This is a genomic window from Candidatus Palauibacter sp., from assembly GCF_965216145.1.
In the GTDB taxonomy this organism is placed as follows: Bacteria; Gemmatimonadota; Gemmatimonadetes; order Palauibacterales; family Palauibacteraceae; genus Palauibacter.
Map to the genome: position 1 here is coordinate 2851800 of NZ_OZ244149.1, position 14927 is coordinate 2866726.

Here is a 14927-nt window from a genome sequence, read left to right on the forward strand (position 1 = left end):
CCCCCGCGCGGGCGGGGATAGGCCGGATGCTGGGCGGCCACTTCATCTGGGCGCCGGCCGCCTGGGCGCTCGAGGGCTCCCCCGCGCGGGCGGGGATAGGCCGCCCATTCACGACTGCCTCAAGAAAGCGGGGGTGGCTCCCCCGCGCGGGCGGGGATAGGCCGCGGCGGGGCCCGAAGAAAGCCGCCAAGCCATGGGCTCCCCCGCGCGGGCGGGGATAGGCCGTCGGGAGAGACGTGCGGGTGCCGGTCCCGGGCGGCTCCCCCGCGCGGGCGGGGATAGGCCGTTCGATGTCGCGGATGTCGGCGTGGATGAGAGGGCTCCCCCGCGCGGGCGGGGATAGGCCTCGAGCCGAACTTCCGAGATGAGTCCCCAGGCGGCTCCCCCGCGCGGGCGGGGATAGGCCGAGGTCTGCCTGGTGACGAGCCTCCTTAGTCAGGGCTCCCCCGCGCGGGCGGGGATAGGCCGCTTGCAGCACAGATGGATGTATGGGGGACCGGGGCTCCCCCGCGCGGGCGGGGATAGGCCGCAGTCAGGCGCGCAGTCGGTGTAGGTGCAATCGGCTCCCCCGCGCGGGCGGGGATAGGCCCCCGACTGGACGTGTACTCCGGCATCCACGGGGGGCTCCCCCGCGCGGGCGGGGATAGGCCTGCAGCTGCGCGCGGTAGGCGGGGTCGACGGAGCGCTCGGAACACGGAGGGACTCGGTGATGCGCGCCGACCAGATCCTCTCGGAACGCTCCGCTCCGGTCCCTCCGCGGCGCGTTCCGAAAAGTGTCCCATTTTCCACGGCCAGAAGTGTCATATTTTCGATGGCCATTGACAGGGGATAGGCCTATTGGGTCCGGATGGTGACATGGCCGGGCAGGGGCTCCCCCGCGCGGGCGGGGATAGGCCCACGCGGCCGTCGGTCCTCAGCCTCGGCAAGCTGGCTCCCCCGCGCAGGGCGGGGATAGGTCCTAGTTGGAAAAAGTTGGCGAGCGGGGAAGGCCGCGGCGAAACTCCAGCCCGGCTGCCCCCGGGACCAGCGCCTCCGCGAGCGGTCCGGCCCCGTCGCGGACGATGCTCTGGACGCGGCCCGTGGCGCGGTCGACGATCAGCGCCGCCCGGCCCCCGCGCCCACGGTCCAGCGTCACCGCGCCCTCGGGCCCCGTCAGCGTGACGCGGTCCAGCGCCTCGGTCCAGGCCGGGTCGAAGGGGATCGCGAAGGTGAACGCGCGGTTCGCCCCATCGATCGGGTCCGGCGCGAAGCTCAGGGAGAAGAGGCGCCGCCCGGCCGCGTCCAGCCCCGACAGTCGGTAGGGGCCGGGGGCTGACGGCAGGCGCGCGGGCGCTGGGTGCGCGAAGGCCGGTTCGAGCCGCAACGCCCCGTTCCGGACGCCGCCCCACAGGAGGAGCACGGTCCCGCGGCGAGCGGCGCCGTCCCGCGCAGGCGTGAGATCGCGCGGGCGGGTGAGGTCCCGCGCCGTCCGCCCGCCCGCCAGCCGCGCGGCGCCCGCGAGGCGGAACTCCAGCATCCTCGTGAAGCTGTAGTCGCTGATCCACTGGGGATGGCAGTAGGACATCAGGTCCCGGTATCCTTCCGGATCGAACAGATGGCCGAGTCCGGGACCCTCCGCGTCCCCGAAATCGTGACCCCAGGCGCCGAGAGTCCCGCGGACGTGGGGATAGTCGGCGTCCACCTGTCCGGGGTCGGCCACGGGGTCGTCGCAGGGCGTATGCGGGCGGCCCAGGTTGTGGCCCAGTTCGTGCGCGAACACCAGTTGCAGGCGGCGCGCCTTCTGCAGCCGCCCGTCGGCGTCGTGGGAGCCCGTGAGCGATGTCCGTCCCCCGAGCAGCCCCTGGCCGTCGATCCAGAACGCGTCGGGGTGCCGCGAGAGCGGGGCCGGTACCCCGAACAGACCGCTGTAGTGTTCGTCCGTGTCTCCCGCCTCCATGGTGCGGAGCAGTTCGATCTCATGCAGGAGTCCGGCGACCCCATCGACCGTCGTGTCCGCCCACGTGAAGTAGGGCTCCCGCAGCGACACCTCGAGATCCCGCACAGGCAGCACGGTGCGGGCGTACCTCAGGACGCTCGAGGAGGTCGGCGAGCCGGCCCCCGCCGCCGCGGCCGCCAGCTCCGCCGCGAAGTCCGCCACCCCCTCGTTCACTCCCCGGTTGTCCTCCGACAGGTACTGCACGGGGACGAGCGTCACCCGCAGCGGCGGTACCTCCCGCACGTCGAGGTCGTGCCGCCCCTCGCCCGGAAACCGCGGACGACTCGAAGGCGCCAGCGGCACTTCCCCCTCCGGGTCCGGTTCGACCACCAGACTCACCCCGGGTGCGAGGATGTCCCCGGGGATCACGGCGTTGAAGGACCGGTCGAGAAGACTCTCGTCGACCTCGCGCGGGATGCCGCCGACGGGGGGCTCGAGGGTCACCCGATGAATCTCGTCCTCGCCGCGGAAGAAGATGGCCCGCACCGCCGGCCGAAAGCTGTTTGCCTCGTCCGCGGTCACGAAGGCGCGAAGGAGCGCGCGGCGCCCCGCGACGAGGGGGACGCCCCCGCTCCTGTTCTGCGTCGCCTGGGTGAGATAGACGGTCGGCACCGACACCTCCACCTCGGCGGGATTCGCCACCACCAGCGGATGGCCCGCGACGATGTCGAAGCCGTCGCAGCGATCGAGGCACAGCTGCGAGAGCGCGGCGCGCGTCCCGAGCGTCACCGAGATGGGCGCGCTCGAGGTCGCGTCCGGCGTCAGGGTCACGCTCGCGCTCGCCGTCGCCCCGGCCCGAAGCAGTACCGAATCGATGGAGAGCGTCCCTCCCCGGGCCCACAGCGGCAGGCTCATCGCGAACGGAGCGCCCTCGAGGAGTCGGGCCTCCAGCGTCACCGGACCCCCCGCCGTCGCGTCCGCGTCGTACGTCCGCGCCAACTCCACCGTGAACGCGAAGCTCACCCGGTTCGCCGCCAGGCCCACCCGCTCCAGACGCCAGAGGCGCGAGAACACGCCGGGGGGGAGCCCTGTCAACTCGTTGTCGTCCAGATACAGTTCCTTGAGCGCGGCGAGCCCCGCGAACACCTCCGGCGGCAGTTCCTCCAGCCGGTTGTCGAACAGGGAGAGCCACTGCAGCCGGTGCCGGCCCGCGAACACGCCCGGCGGGAGTTCCGCGATGTCGTTTCCCGCCAGATTCAGCACCTCCAGGCTGGTCAGGCCCGAGAAAACCGCCGCGGGCAGCCGGGTCAGCCGGTGGCCCGCGAGCGAGAGCCACTCAAGACCGGTGAGATCCCTGAAGTCGTCCTCGCGCAACTCGGTGAGGAGGTCGACCGGATCGGAGACCGGGTCACCTTCGGTCCGCTGCAGCCCCAGCGACTTGAGCCCGGCAAGGTCCTGAGCGTCGGGATCGGAGCAGCCGTCGGCCCGGAGGCGCTCGACGATGCCGTCCCGTACCGCCGGCGTCCGGTCGCACACGCCCTCCCGGATCACGACCACCGCGGCCGCGGGTGAGGCCAGCACGTAGCCGGTCCCGTTCCCGGGCCGCTCCAGCGCGACGGTGAGGACCTCGCGCGGCGGCTCGATTTCGTCGTCGTCGGCGATGGCGATCTCGATCCTCGCCCGGCTCGCCCCCGCCGGCACCGCGACCGAGCCCGAATCGCTCGCCAGGTAGTCCGCCGTATCCGCGTCGTCCGTGAGACGGGAATCGTCCACGCCCAGCGTGTAACGGACCGTGAGAGGCGCCGCCGCGGGCTCGCCCAGCACGACGTCCAGGAACGCCGAGCCCCCCTCGCGCGCCTGCGCGACGCCGAACGCGAGCGCGAGCGCCGCCCCCACCGTGACCTCGAAGCGCTGCGTGGCCGAGAGCCCGTCCGGATCCGTGGCCGTCACCGCGACATCCACCGCGCCGCTCCCGACCCCCTCCAGCGTCACCACGCTCCCCGAGACCGACGCCCGGGCCACGCCGGCATCCGACGACCGCGCCGTGAACGCGAGGGCGCCGCCGTCCGGATCGCGGAAGTATGGGGCCACGTCCACGTTCGCGAGCTGCCGCAGGGGAAGATCCAGCGCGGGGATCGCGTCCACCGTCAACGGGCGCCGGTTCTCGCCGGGCTCCGGCGAAGTACTGTCCGGCCCGCAGGCCGCGACCCACCCGGCCGCGGCGACCACGAGCGCGACGCGGGCCGCGCGGGCTCCTCTCGGCGGCGGCGGGCCGGGCACCGGACGCTCGCTAACCGTGCAGGTCCGTCTCCGGTTCGCGCCCGGGCCCCTCGAGGCGCCGCACCATGACCCCGCCGCCGCCCTCGCTCCGGGCTTTGAACCCGAGAAGGTGCAGGAGCCCGATCACGGTCCGGTTACGCGCCCGGCGCGCCACCACGATGGCGTCGCTCCGCTCCGGGTGCGCCCGGACGCCCGGGAGCCAGATCGCGAGACGGTCCGCCCCCATGAGGCGCAGGAACCGGGAAACGACCAGCCATGCCGGGGCCAGCCGCCGCACGATGAAGAACCCGTCGTCCCCCTGCCGCTGGTAGAGAGGGAGGAGGATGCGGCCGGCGCGCACCGCCCGAACCGGACCCGCCCGGTCCACGCCGAGCTCCTCGCCGGCCTCGATGCGGTCGAAGTTCGTGAACCCCGAGTGCATCCGGAACCCGTCCTCCTCCGAGACGGCGTGCCGGTAGCGGACGTCCAGCACGCGCGGGAGGCCCTCCGCGTGACGGGCCAGGCGACCTCGACGCTCCGCCGACCCCGGTGTGCTCCCCGCCTCGAGCAGTCCGAGCGCATCGAGCAGGATCCACACCGCGTCCTCGTGTGCCTCGACGGACGAAGGTGCCTCGTGCCGTCCGGCCTCGAAGCCGATGCTTCGCCAGCCCAGGCGGTCGAAGTACTGGAGCATGGCGCCTTCGACCTGTTCCTCCAGCCCCAGGATCACCGGGACCGGAAGCCGGAGCGCGAGTTCCCGGTTCTGGAGCGTGTCGCCGACCGTCGTGAAGGGCGCGCTGTCCGACGATGTCGTATGGAGGTCCAGCGCGTAGACCGGCCCGCGGGCGCGCCGGCTCTCGTCCCGGATGGCCGCCAGCAGGTCCCGCTGTTCCAGAAGCTCGGCGCTCCCCACCATCGGGAGTTCGTCCCCGTCGCGAGCCGCGCCGCCGCCGGCCGTCTCCCCCTGCCGCAGCGATGCGAGAACCGCCTCCACGCGGTCACGCTGCCAGATCCGGTTCAGGTCCTCATCGATGTACCGCCTCCCCGCCCCCAGCGCCCGCAGATTGCCCCGCAGTCCCACCAGGTCGCCGCGCATCGGGAGGCGGCTCGCGGAGAGTTCGCCCAGCACCCGTTCCAGCGCCGTGCCGCCCCCGGGTTCGTTCCCGTGCAGGGAGGCGATACAGAGGAGGAGGGGGCCCGGTTCGCCACCTCGATACGAGCCGACCCGACGCCCGGCGTCTCCCTGCTCGTCAGTGGCCAACGAGGAGGTCGCGCATTTCACGCCTGCGGTTGCTCGAGCGTTTCCGTCTTCGCGGCGAAGACGAAGTCGCTCTCGGTCAGCCCGTCGATCTTGTGCGTCCAGATGCGGACGACGACGCGCCCCCAGGCGAGGAACAGGTCCGGGTGGTGGTTCTGCTCCTCCGCGAGTCCACCGACCCGATTCACGAACGCGAGCGCCGTGACGAAGTTCGGGAAGCGGTACTCCTTCTCGAGGTGGTGCCCGTCGATGACGCGCCATCCGCCCCCGAGTTCCTCGGCCAGTGTCTCGAGCGCCGGACCTTCGAGCGGGGGAACGCCCCCCCGGCAGGGGATGCACTGCTGCTGAGCGAGCGGTATCGACATGGGTTGATCTCCGTGGCTGCTCCCCGGCGGCGTCCCCGAACGTGAAGGGGGACAGACAGATAAGAATTGCCGCATCGGCGCGGCGACGCAACGCTTACGGGGGGGGCGGGGCGTCAGGACGCGTCGGGGCGCGTCAGGCCGAGTCGGCGACCGCCTGCCGGACCTCCTCGTAGTCCGGCTCCACGCGCGGGTCTTCCGATACCCACGCGTACGCCACCTTTTCGTCCCTGCCGATGACGAACGCCGCCCGCTTCGCGACCCCCCGGAGCCCCATCAACTCTTCGTACAGGACGCCCCAGTCTCGCGAAACGGTGCGGTTGAAGTCGGACAGGATGGGGAACGGGATGTCTTCCTCGGCCCTGAAGCGGGACGTGACGAAGGGACTGTCCACCGAAATCCCGAACACCGCCGCATCGAGCGCCGCGAACGCCGGCCAGTCGTCCCGGAACCGGCAGAGTTCCGCGGTGCAGACCGATGTGAAGGCGAACGGGAAGAACAGGAGGACGATCCGCTCGCGGCCCAGATGGTCCGCCAGGTCGATCGTGCCTCCGGCCTCGTGGGCGAGCGTGAACGGTTCCACCCGGTCACCGACCGAAATCCGCATGAATTCTCCTCTCCCGGATTCCAGGCACCTGCCTCTGGAACGTGCCTCTGGAACGTGCCTCTAGAAGGCGCCTCCGCCGCCACCCCCGAAGCCACCCCCCGAGAACCCTCCTCCGGAGGAGAAACTCGAGCCTCCGACGCTCCGCGGTCCGGCGCTGCGCGGGGCGGACTGCATGACGCCGTGTGTCTCCACCGACATGCCCTCGAGACTGGACACGAAGACGTGGGCGTTGAAGGCCTGGAAGGCGTGCCCGCGATACCAGTCCGGCGGCTCGCGGTACAGGTCCGCGAAGGCGCGCGCCCACTGCCCGGCGACGCCGAGCGCCATCGCGTACGGGAGGTACTTCTCGAACATCTCCGGACCGGTGATCATCCGCCGGTAGCGCTCGCCCTCGACCCGGGTGAGGAACTCCTCGAACCCCTTCACCTGGCGCAGCAATTCGGTCCCGCGCTTCGTGCGCGCGGGCATGAAGCAGCCGAACCCGATGATGACGAGGGCGGAGAAGGTCGCGGCCAGCATGATGGCGAGCGGTGCGAGCAGGAGCGTCCGCTCCACGAGTTGTCCGCCGAAGAAGATGGCGATGCCGACGAAGAACCCGAGCCCCACGTACTTGCCGGCCACCCTCGCGGGCGACTCCGAGTAAACGCCGTGCTCGATGAGCGTCGCGAGAAGCTGCGACTTCAGGCGCGGCAGATCCTTGTAGAAGCGGTCCTTCAGCTCCGAGAGCCTGCGGGTGCGTCGACCATCGAACACCGCCTCCAGGAGCGCGGATTCGTGCGGGGCCAGCGTCCCCCCGTCGGCGTCGGTGCGGCGGAAGACGTAGTCCTTGTCGGTGAGCAGGCCCAGCATCTGCTTCTCTTCCACCTCCTCGATCGTCATGTGGCCCCGGACCGCGAGATCCACCAGCGTGGCCGTGATGTCCCGCAGGTCGGCCCGATTGTCGATGATGACGCCGACCTCGGCGGGGGTCAGTTGCTCGGGTGGCTCGTAGCGCGGTTCGATGGACCCGACCTCCGGGTCGCGACCGCGCTCGTTCCACCGGCGGTACATGAAGGCGAAGGCGAAGAAGGGGAGGAAGAGCGGCCAGTTCGCGAACAGGTACGTCGAGGCGAGGCCGATGGCCGTGGGCCGCTCCACGACGCCGGCATCCCAGCCGATCCCGATCGTGAGCCCTTCGCGGAAGGCGAGGGGCCGGTCGGCCCGTATATCGACGCGAGCCCCCGCGACCTCGACGACCGCGTCCTGCCCCGTCGAGCCGTAACCGCCGGTGAAGGCGTGGGCGCGGACGCCTGTCGCGGCGGCCGGAAGCCGCACCGTGGCGCTCGCCGCATCGATCGGGACCGGCCACTCGGTCCCCGTCACGTTCCAGTACAGCTCGTCGTACGCTTCGACGACGCCTTCTTCATCCTCGTCCGCGTCGTGGAACAGGAGCCGCTGCCGCACCTCATAGGCGAGCCGGACGGTGCGGACCGCGTCCTCGGCGTCGGGGATCCAGATCCTGATCTCGAGATAGCTGCCGTCGCGATCCGCCTCGTACCGGAGGGCGTTCCCCGCCTCGTCGGTCACCGATTCGACGGAGAGCCGAAACCCCTGTCGCAGCCCGTAGCCGCGGTATTCGAGCGGGATGGTGCGGAAGATCCCGTTGTACCGGCCTTCGAAGCTCGGACGGATCGTCTCGGTCACCTCGATCGTGCCGCTCTCCAGGACCCGGATGTCGGCGTGGAAGCTCTCCAGCCGCCAGGAACGGCCGTCCTGCGCGACTGTCGGGGCAGGGAAGGAGCACGCGAGGCCGAGGAACGCAACCGCCGCGACGAGCGTCGCTTCGCCCGCCCCGCCCGCCGCGCGCCTCGGGCATCGCTTCTTCACGAGAAGCTCACCTGCGGCCCCTCGCGCTGGCGCTCGTCGTCGAGGGTGAAGAACTCCCGGGGCCGGTGGCCCGAGAGCCTGGCCAGGAGGTTGGTCGGGAAGACCCGGGTCTTCGTGTTGTAGTCGCGTACGACCGCGTTGTAGTAGCGTCGCGCGTTCTGGACGGCTTCCTCGATCTCGTCGAGGGAACCCTGGAGCCCGGTGAACGCTTCGGCCGCCCGCAGTTGCGGATAGGCCTCCGAGAGTGCGAACAGCCTCCCGAGCGACCCCGTCAGCACCTCCTCCGCGGCGGCCGCCTCCCCCGGGCTCTGCGCTCCCATGGCCCGGTTCCGGGCCTCGATCACCTGCTGCAGCGTCTCGCGCTCGTGTCCGGCGGAGCCCTTCACCGTCTCCACGAGGTTGGGGATGAGTTCCCACCGGCGCTTGAGTTGTACATCGATGTCGGCCCACGCGCTGTTCACCCGCACGCGCAGCCGAACGAGGCTGTTGTACATGCCGATGAGGACGAACGCGATCACCGCCAATATGATCAGGAACCACAACATGGACCTCTCCCTATTCCCGCTGGCCGTCTCCCCGCCCGAGGCGGAGGATGATCTCGAACTCGTCCTTCGTGACGGGCATGACGGACAGGCGCATCCCGCGCTTCATCACGTTGATACTCTCGAGGCCAGTCGTCTCTCTCATCATCTGTCGGGTCACCGGGGTCGAGAACGTCTCGACATACCGCAGGTCGGGGCACCACCAGCGGGGATTGTCGGGGCTTGACTTTGCGTCGAAATACCCGCTCCGGGGGTCGAACTGGGTCGAGTCCGGATGCGCGCGGCCGGCGACTTCCGCCACGCCATACACGCCGAGCACGGCCGTGTTGGAATGATAGATGAGGACTCTCTCGCCCGGCTTCATCCGGTCGCGCATGAAGTTCCGGACCTGATAGTTGCGCACGCCATCCCACTCGGTCTCGCCATCCCGCGCGAGATCGTCGATCGAATACACAGCGGGCTCGGTCTTCGCGAGCCAGTAGCCCGTAATCTCAACCGGCATGTCAGAACCCTCCTCCAGGTCCGCCCGTCTCCTGGCGGCCCCGCCGCCGTCCGCCCCCGATGGGGGGCGAATCTACCGGCACGGCGTCCCGCCGTGAAACCCGGGTCGTGGCGGAGGTGGTCGCGGTGCTATTCTGACCCCGTGTGGGCGCCCGCCGCCGCGGCCGGGAGGCTTCGAGGCGCGGGGGAGGCGGGCCCGGCCCGAGCCGCCACGGAGAAACCGTTCACGGAGAAAGCATGAGGATCCCTCTCTACCAGCTCGACGCGTTCTCGGACAAGCCGTTCGAGGGAAATCCCGCCGCCGTCTGCCCGCTCGATTCCTGGCTGGACGACGACGTTCTGCAGAAGATCGCGGCGGAGAACAACCTCTCCGAGACGGCCTTCTTCGTACCCGACGGCGCGGGGTTCGGCCTCCGGTGGTTCACGCCGCTCGCCGAGGTCGACCTGTGCGGGCACGCGACGCTGGCTACGGCATGGGTGATCTTCAACCTGCTGGAGACGGACCGCGACACGTTGCGCTTCGAGACGAGGAGCGGAGAACTGGTCGTGCGGCGGGGCGAAGACGGGTTGCTGCTGATGGATTTCCCCGCCCGTCCGGCGGTACCGCGCGAGGCCCCGCGCGCGCTCGTCGGAGGGTTGGGCGCCGAGCCCGTCGAGGTCCTGGCCTCGGAGCGGGACTACCTGGTCGTGTTCCACGCCGAGGACGACGTGCGCAAACTGAAGCCGGACTTCGCCCGCCTGCGCGGCCTGGACCGGCTGGGGATCATCGCGAGCGCCCCGGGCGAGAGCGCGGACTTCGTGTCGAGGTTCTTCGCGCCCAGCGTGGGCGTGCCGGAAGACCCGGTGACGGGTTCGGCGCACTGCACGCTCGTCCCGTACTGGGCCGAGCGGCTCGGTCGCGGGGATGCCCCGCTCGAAGCGCGGCAGATCAGCGCGCGCGGCGCGCGGTTGATCTGTCGCCACCTCGGCGCCCGGGTGACGATCGCGGGCCGCGCCGCCCTCTACCTCTCCGGCGAGATCACGCTGTGAGACCGGCCGGCGGCGGCGTTGTGACGCGGCTCCAGGGTCGGCAGTCTACCGGACGACACGCGCCGGAACGGACGGACGTTAGGGAAAGAGCGGAGGAGAACATGCGCGCACGCAGATACGGGTCGAATGTGCGAGGTCTCGCGGCCGGACTGATCGCGCTGGTGGTGCTCGGCCCGGCGGCCGCGGCGGCACAGCACCACGGCGGACCGTTCGCCGACCCGTCCTCGCGCGGGGACGGCGCGCGCTGGGAACTGGGTGCGCTCATCGCGGTCATGTCGCCGCAGGGCCACTTCAGCGCCCTCATCGACGAGGGCTTCGGCGCGGGCTTCCAGGCCACGCTCGGCTTCCCGGATGTCCCCGCCTTCCGGGTCCGGTTCGACGCCGGATACCTGAATTACGGGTCGGAGACCCTCGGCGTCCCCGTGTTCGCGGCCACGGACCGGATCATGACCGACATCGTCACCCGCAACAACATCGGCTACCTCGGCCTCGGACCCGAGATCCGGCTCCCGTACGGTCCGATCCAGCCCTATGTGAACGGATTCGTCGGGCTCGGCTATTTCTTCACCGTGAGTTCGGTCGAGCGGTGGGAGCTGTTCGAGTCCTTCGATTCGGGGACGACGGTCAACTTCGACGATGTCCGTGCGGCCTACGGGTTGGGCGGCGGGCTCGCGATCCGTCTCAACCGCTCCGGGAACCCCCTCATGCTGAGACTCGAGGCGCAGTACCGGCGACACGGCCGGACGGAGTACCTCGTGCCGGGCAGCATCGTGGAGGACGGGCTCGGGAGGACGTCGTTCACCCCGATCGCCTCGGACGGAGACTTCATGCTCTTCCAGGTGGGCGTGACCGTCGGGCTCTGACGGCCCCGCTGCCGGGGGCGCCGCCGGGGTCAGGGTTGGCGGCGCTCCAGCCGGGCCACCGAGCCGGCGATGTCCACCACGTAGAGTTCGCCCGACCCGTCGACGCCGAACGAGGACACCGCGCCCAGGCTCCCCACGTCCCAGCTTCTCTCGTCCGTCGCCTGTCCGCCATCGAGCCGGAAGCTCCGCAGGAAACCGGTGCAGAAGTCCGAGTAGAAGTAGTGTCCGACGATCTCCGTAAGCTGTGAGCCGCGATAGACGTACCCGCCCGTCACCGAGCAGGCCCCGCCGCCATGGCCGTACTCGTGCACCGGAAGCGTGAGGCCGGACATGTCGCACCCGGAACTCTGGAAGCACGTCGAGCCCTCCATCGTGTTCCAGCCGTAGTTGACCCCCGCCGCGCCCGCCGGCACCGCGTTGATTTCCTCGATCTCGTTCTGGCCGACATCCGCCACGTACAGGACATCTCCTTCGGGATCGAAGGTGGACCGCCACGGATTCCGAACGCCGATGGCCCAGACTTCTCCGCGCGTCCCTTCCTGTCCGACGTACGGGTTGTCGTCGGGGATCGCGTAGGGGTCGCCTCCGTCCACGTCGATGCGGAGGATCGAACCGTGCAGCGTCCCGGCGTTCTGCCCGTTGCCGAACGGGTCGCCCGCCCCGCCCTCGTCGCCGAAGAAGATGTACAGCATGCCGTCGGGGCCGAACTGGAGCATCCCCCCGTTGTGGTTCGTCCGGCGCTGGGTCACGGTCAGGATCTGCTTCGCCGAGCCGGCGTCCAGCTGGCCGGGGTCGCCCGAGAGGGTGTATCGCGCCACGACCGTGTCGTCGTCCGTGTCCGTGTAGTAGACGAAGACGTGGCCGTTCTCGGCGTATTGCGGGTGAAAGGCCATCGTCAGGAGGCCGCCCTCCGACGCCGTGCCCACCCGGCCGGACAGATCGAGGAAGGGCGTGCCGAGCAGCTGTCCGCCGCCGTCTGCGATACGGATGCGGCCGGTCTTCTCGACCACGAAGAGGCGGGAATCGCCGGGGGGCGCGGTCAGGAAGACCGGCTGATCCAGCCCGCTCAGGACCGTATTCGCCGCCAGTGCGAAGCCGACGGGCTCCGGCGGCGGGGGCTCCGGCGGCGTGGGCGGAGCAGGGGCCGGGCCTGTTCCATCCGAGCAGGCCCAGCCAGCCACCGCCGCGAGAACGGCGAGTCCTCGCGGCGCCAGCGGCCAGCGGGCCGCGCCGGTCACACGCCGCGATTCCCTCAGGGCACCAGTTCCGGCCGGCGGTACCTGAGGAAGAACACGCCTTCCTTGCCGCTGGAGACGACGATCGTCCCGCTCTCGAAGAACGGGTAGTTCGACCACGAACCGTCGAACGTGACGGACTCGTCCCATGGCACCGTGTCGAAGAAGCCGACCTCGCGCGGGTTCTCGCGATCGCTGATGTCGAGCACGCGCAGCCCGCTCACGTAGTTCGACTGGTACATGAGATCGCCCACGATGTAGAGGTTGTGGTCGATCGTGAACGTCTCTCCGAAGTGCTCCTTCACCAGGACCGGGTCGTCCAGGTCCGACACGTCCCAGATGAGCGTGCGGCTGGCCTCCATGTCCGGTTCCGTCCCCGTCTGCTGCGCCGAGCCGACGGAGGCCATCTCGTCGAGTTCGTCGTTCTGATAGAAGTACCGGTGGTCCTCGGTGAGCCAGCCCTGGTGTGTGTAAGCGGCCGCCGCGTAGGTCGCCGAAGCAAGAGACACGGGGTTCGCGGGATCGGTGACGTCCGCGATCACGACATGGTCCTCGTTGGCGCCGAAACAGATCTCCTTGCCGGCGTGCTCCGTGTCGGGTCCGTGGTAGTTCACGCACTGCGCGTCGTGCGTGTATCCCGTGCCGGTTCGCCCGGTCCCCTCCTCCGCAAAGCACCCTATGAAGCGCGGATCCTTCGGTTCGCGGATGTCGATCATGTGGAGTCCACCGCCGCACGTCTCTCCGCCGCCGCTCGATCCCACGCTGTACGCGGTCCCCGTTCCCTCGTTGATCACGATGTTGTGGGCGCTGGCGATCCCCTCGTACACCGTGTCGGGGTCGAACTGGACCGGCGCGTCCCGCACGTCGCGGAGGCGCGTGAGGTCGAACACCTGCATCCCGTGCTCGCCCGCGTTGTCCGCCACCACGAACGCGTGGTCCGCGTAAACCTTGATGTCGCGCCACGACTGGGTCAGCGAGCCCGGCGTCTTCGGAAGGTTGCCCAGATAGACGGGCGCCGCCGGATCCGAGATGTCGATGAACGCGGTGCCGTCGGTGCGGCCGACGATCGCGTATTCGCGGCCGGTCTGTGGGTCCGTCCACCCCCACACATCGTTTGTCTCGATCCCGCGGTCGGTGCCGCCGATCTCATCGAGCGGGAGGAACGAGATCACGTCCACCTGGTCGCAGGTGAACTGGTCGGCCATGCCGTCGTCACCGCACTCGACCTCCGCCAGCGTCGCGAGCGGACGGCGCGCCTCCGGAATGAAGATCTTCGCCGTCTCGGTCCAGCGTCCGTCCCGGTTCTCGAACACGACGGCCGACCCCTGGGTCGCGTCGTCCCACGGCTGGCCGACGACCGCCATGTCGCCCGACGCGGACACCGAGAGTCCGAACCCGTCGCCAGCGTCCGTGCCGGCGCCCGCATTGATCTTGGTCGCGGAGCCGAAGCGTCCGGCCTTGGCATCCCAGGCGAGGGCATAGATCGCGCCGAACATGTCCGCGCCGGGTGCCGCGATCCACAGTTCCCCGTCGTGGGCGGCGAAGGACGCGCCGAAGCCGGCCCCAGGCTGCCGGTCGAAGGCCACCAGCGATCCGCTCCGCACCCAGTCACCCGAGGGTCGCCGCTCGTAGAAGAGGACCTCGCCCGCACCGGCATCCAGGCCGGGAAGACCCAGCATCGCGTGGTCTCCCTCCACGCCCACCGAGACGGAGGCAGCCCGGTTGAGCACGACCGCCGCGCCGGGCTGGATTTCGTCACCCGTAAGGGCGAGCCGCCCCTCCTGAACCCACTCGCCGCCCGCGTCGCGCCCAAACACGTACGCGGCGCCGGGAAGCTGCGGGCCGGCGAAGGCGCCCACGATGACGCGCCGACCGTCGGTGTGGGCGCCCCAGCCGAAGAACTCCTGCTGAGGATCCGGGTCGGACGGCGTCAGGATCCCCTGCTCGACCCATTCGCCATCGTCGCCGCGCTCGAACACCCACGCGCCGCCGCTCCCCTGATACGCCAGTGCCGTCACGACGAGGAGATCGCCCGCGAGGGAGGCGAAACGGCCGAACGATGACCCGAACGGCACGCTCTCGGGCCGCAAATGGCGCTCCAACTCCCATCCGTCGGCGGAACGCCGGTAGATGAGGACGCTGCCGTCACTCTGGCCGTCGCCGTTCTGGTCGAGCGCCGTGGCGCCGACGAGCAGCCGGTCGCCGTCGGCGAGGATGAAGCGCCCGAAGAAGTCCGCGCCGCCGTGCTCGGGAGCGCGCAGGGTGCCGGTATGCTCCCAGCCGCTGCCGGCTCGCTCGTACACGTAGAGGCTCCGGGGAGCCGACGTGGCCGGGTCCTGCGGGTTTGCCTCAGGGTCGATCGGCTCGCTGATGAGGATCCGACCCTCGTTCAGCACGACGGTGCCGCCGAACTCCTGGGCTTCCGCGGCACCGGCCACGAAGAGGCCACAGGCGATTGCAGCGAAAAACGTCCTGGTACTATTGATCATT

Annotated in this window: 11 protein-coding genes and 1 CRISPR repeat array (1 of these 12 only partly in view); of the genes, 2 read left to right on the forward strand and 9 right to left on the reverse strand. The window is 70.3% G+C overall.

Translation table 11 applies throughout. From position 1 onward, the window contains the following. A CRISPR array of direct repeats spans positions 1-650; the repeat unit is 28 nt; unit sequence GGCTCCCCCGCGCGGGCGGGGATAGGCC; it begins 3909 nt to the left of the window's first position. A gap of 308 nt (positions 651-958) precedes the next feature. From ACOOHF_RS12155 to ACOOHF_RS12185, 7 genes are all read right to left on the reverse strand, one after another. After that, on the reverse strand, positions 959-4195 hold the full coding sequence (locus ACOOHF_RS12155; protein WP_420461884.1) for a hypothetical protein: 3237 nt from the start codon (positions 4193-4195) through the stop codon (positions 959-961). A gap of 10 nt (positions 4196-4205) precedes the next feature. Next, positions 4206-5435, reverse strand: a complete 1230-nt coding sequence (locus ACOOHF_RS12160) for a succinylglutamate desuccinylase/aspartoacylase family protein (RefSeq protein ID WP_420461885.1) — start codon at positions 5433-5435, stop codon at positions 4206-4208. Between the two features lie 17 nt (positions 5436-5452). Then, a complete protein-coding gene (locus ACOOHF_RS12165; RefSeq protein WP_420461886.1) occupies positions 5453-5797 on the reverse strand; it encodes a 4a-hydroxytetrahydrobiopterin dehydratase in 345 nt (114 codons plus the stop codon). Positions 5798-5930: 133 nt separating this feature from the next. After that, positions 5931-6401: a redoxin domain-containing protein gene (locus ACOOHF_RS12170; RefSeq protein ID WP_420461887.1), complete on the reverse strand. Its 471-nt coding sequence runs from the start codon at positions 6399-6401 to the stop codon at positions 5931-5933. Between the two features lie 60 nt (positions 6402-6461). Beyond that, positions 6462-8267 carry a DUF2207 domain-containing protein gene (locus ACOOHF_RS12175; protein WP_420461888.1) on the reverse strand — a complete coding sequence of 602 codons (1806 nt, stop codon included), beginning with the start codon at positions 8265-8267 and terminating at the stop codon, positions 6462-6464. Then, positions 8264-8812, reverse strand: coding sequence for a LemA family protein (locus ACOOHF_RS12180; protein WP_420461889.1), 549 nt, complete (start codon positions 8810-8812; stop codon positions 8264-8266). Before ACOOHF_RS12180 ends, ACOOHF_RS12175 begins: the two co-directional genes overlap by 4 nt. Positions 8813-8822: 10 nt before the next feature. After that, positions 8823-9311, reverse strand: coding sequence for an EVE domain-containing protein (locus ACOOHF_RS12185; RefSeq protein ID WP_420461890.1), 489 nt, complete (start codon positions 9309-9311; stop codon positions 8823-8825). Between the two features lie 236 nt (positions 9312-9547). On the opposite strand from ACOOHF_RS12185, the gene ACOOHF_RS12190 reads away from it, so the two are divergent. Both ACOOHF_RS12190 and ACOOHF_RS12195 read left to right on the forward strand, forming a co-directional pair. Then, positions 9548-10339 carry a PhzF family phenazine biosynthesis protein gene (locus ACOOHF_RS12190; RefSeq protein ID WP_420461891.1) on the forward strand — a complete coding sequence of 264 codons (792 nt, stop codon included), beginning with the start codon at positions 9548-9550 and terminating at the stop codon, positions 10337-10339. 101 nt (positions 10340-10440) lie between these two features. Next, positions 10441-11202 (forward strand): hypothetical protein, encoded by a 762-nt coding sequence (locus ACOOHF_RS12195; protein WP_420461892.1) that lies wholly within the window; start codon positions 10441-10443, stop codon positions 11200-11202. A gap of 29 nt (positions 11203-11231) precedes the next feature. On the opposite strand, the gene ACOOHF_RS12200 is transcribed toward ACOOHF_RS12195, so the two are convergent. Beyond that, the gene (locus ACOOHF_RS12200; RefSeq protein ID WP_420461893.1) at positions 11232-12440 is read right to left on the reverse strand and encodes a PQQ-dependent sugar dehydrogenase; all 1209 of its coding nucleotides are present in this window, start codon (positions 12438-12440) and stop codon (positions 11232-11234) included. Positions 12441-12454: 14 nt separating this feature from the next. Then, a complete protein-coding gene (locus ACOOHF_RS12205; protein WP_420461894.1) occupies positions 12455-14926 on the reverse strand; it encodes a choice-of-anchor B family protein in 2472 nt (823 codons plus the stop codon). Between the last annotated feature and the right edge of the window lies 1 nt (position 14927).

Bases quoted from the DNA above. Each gene is read 5' to 3' on its own strand.
- ACOOHF_RS12205 (WP_420461894.1), bottom strand. From the start codon at position 14,926: ATGATCAATAGTACCAGGACGTTTTTCGCTGCAATCGCCTGTGGCCTC.
- ACOOHF_RS12185 (WP_420461890.1), bottom strand. From the start codon at position 9,311: ATGCCGGTTGAGATTACGGGCTACTGGCTCGCGAAGACCGAGCCCGCT.
- ACOOHF_RS12165 (WP_420461886.1), bottom strand. From the start codon at position 5,797: ATGTCGATACCGCTCGCTCAGCAGCAGTGCATCCCCTGCCGGGGGGGC.
- ACOOHF_RS12170 (WP_420461887.1), bottom strand. From the start codon at position 6,401: ATGCGGATTTCGGTCGGTGACCGGGTGGAACCGTTCACGCTCGCCCAC.
- ACOOHF_RS12190 (WP_420461891.1), top strand. From the start codon at position 9,548: ATGAGGATCCCTCTCTACCAGCTCGACGCGTTCTCGGACAAGCCGTTC.
- ACOOHF_RS12195 (WP_420461892.1), top strand. From the start codon at position 10,441: ATGCGCGCACGCAGATACGGGTCGAATGTGCGAGGTCTCGCGGCCGGA.
- ACOOHF_RS12180 (WP_420461889.1), bottom strand. From the start codon at position 8,812: ATGTTGTGGTTCCTGATCATATTGGCGGTGATCGCGTTCGTCCTCATC.